Origin of the sequence: Streptomyces chiangmaiensis, assembly GCF_036281785.1 — a bacterium.
GTDB lineage: Bacteria > Actinomycetota > Actinomycetes > Streptomycetales > Streptomycetaceae > Streptomyces > Streptomyces chiangmaiensis.
This window is the reverse complement of sequence record NZ_JAYWVC010000538.1, coordinates 1-1,613: the sequence shown is the minus strand read 5'-3', so window position 1 is coordinate 1,613 and position 1,613 is coordinate 1. Positions and strand designations below refer to the sequence as shown.

At 68.1% G+C, this 1,613-nt stretch carries 2 protein-coding genes; both read left to right on the top strand.

The window, feature by feature from the left end:
* Positions 1-745, top strand: a 745-nt coding sequence (locus VXC91_RS45345) for a sigma-70 family RNA polymerase sigma factor (protein WP_329513168.1), incomplete at its 5' end; no start/stop codon positions are given.
* A gap of 317 nt (positions 746-1,062) precedes the next feature.
* Positions 1,063-1,613: transposase (locus VXC91_RS45340; protein WP_329513167.1), on the top strand; the 551-nt coding region annotated here is incomplete at its 3' end.

Below are 1,613 nucleotides of genomic sequence, written 5' to 3'. Positions count from 1 at the left end.
ACAGGTGCGGGATCAGCGCGCCTACATGGTGCGGATCACGACCCGGCAAGCGCTCAACCGGCTGCGTAGCCTCAAGCAGCGCAAGGAGACCTACGTCGGCCCCTGGCTGCCCGAGCCGCTCCTGACCACCCCGGACGTGGCCGAGGACGTGGAACTGGCCGAGAGCCTGTCGCTGGCGCTCCTGTATGTCCTAGAAACCCTCTCACCCACCGAACGCGCCGTCTTCGTCCTGCGGGAGGTCTTCGACGTCGACTACAACGAGATCGCCGCCGCCATCGGCAAAACCCCTGCCGCCGTACGCCAGATCGCGCACCGCGCCCGCCGCCACGTCGATGCCCGCCGCCCGCGTACGCCGGTCTCCGTGGCCCAGACCCGGGCAGCGCTGGAATCCTTCCAAAGCGCGCTCCAGACCGGTGACCTGCAGGCGCTTCTGGACGTGCTCGCTCCCGACGTCCTCCTGGTCACCGACGGCGGCGGCCTCAAGCAAGCAGCACTGCGGCCCGTCACCGGCGCCGACAATGTGCTGCGTTACATCGCTGGCAACGCCAGAAAAGTCAACGGCGCCTTCACCAGTGAGCTTATGACCGTCAACGGCAACCCCGCTCTCATTCTGCGTCTGGGCGGCGCGCTCGACAGTGTGCTGGCCTTCCGCGTGGAGGACGCCCGCATCACAGGTCTCTACTCCGTCCGCAATCCCGAGAAGCTGACCCGCGTCGAGTCCGAGACGCCCCTCTCCTCCCGCTGACACCGGCCGCCGGCGCTGAGGTGTTGCGGCCCGTTCCCCTCTCGGCCTTGGGGTATCGGTAGAGACCACCGTCCTCGGTGAGGTCGTCCGGGTAGTGAGCACCCGTGTGCAGGACACCAACTGCTGCACCGCCAGGGCGAATGTCAGCTGTTCGCGCCGCGTCCACCCGGATGCCCGGGCCACCTCCGGTGGGCGAGCCATGCTTAAGACCTGCCGATCGAGCTCGGGGAACATGCGAAGGGCGTACCTTCCCGAGTGATCGACTGATGGTCAGCGAGTAGGCCGGTGTTCGCAGCACCGGTCGGGAAGGCACGCCCGTGCTCAACGTAGTCAACGACGACGGCACCACGCCGAACGGCTCCTTGACCGACGAGATCGTCCGGGAAGGCGCGCGGCGGATGCCCGCCGCCGCGTTGGAATCCGAAGACAACGCATATATAGCCGAGTTGGTTGACCTGCGGGACGGGACGGAACGACACATGGTGGCCCGCAACGGTTACCACCAGCCCAGGAAGGTCACCACCGCGGCCGGGGTGGTCGAGGTGAAAGCCCCGCGCGTGAACGACAAGCCCGTCGACGAGGAGACAGGCGAGCGCAAGCGGTTCTCCTCGGCGATCCTGCCGCCGTGGTGCCACAAATCCCCGAAGGTCGGCGAAGTGCTGCCGCTGCGCTACCGGCACGGCCTGTCCTCCGGGGACTTCGTGCCGGCGCTGGAGCAGTTCCTCGGTTCGGCGGCCGGGCTGTCCCCGGCCACGGTCACCCGGCTGACCCGGCAGTGGCAGGCCGAACACGCCGCGTTCATGGACCGCGACCTCACGCCCGCCGACTACGTACACGTCTGGGCCGACGGCATCCACCTCAACGTCCG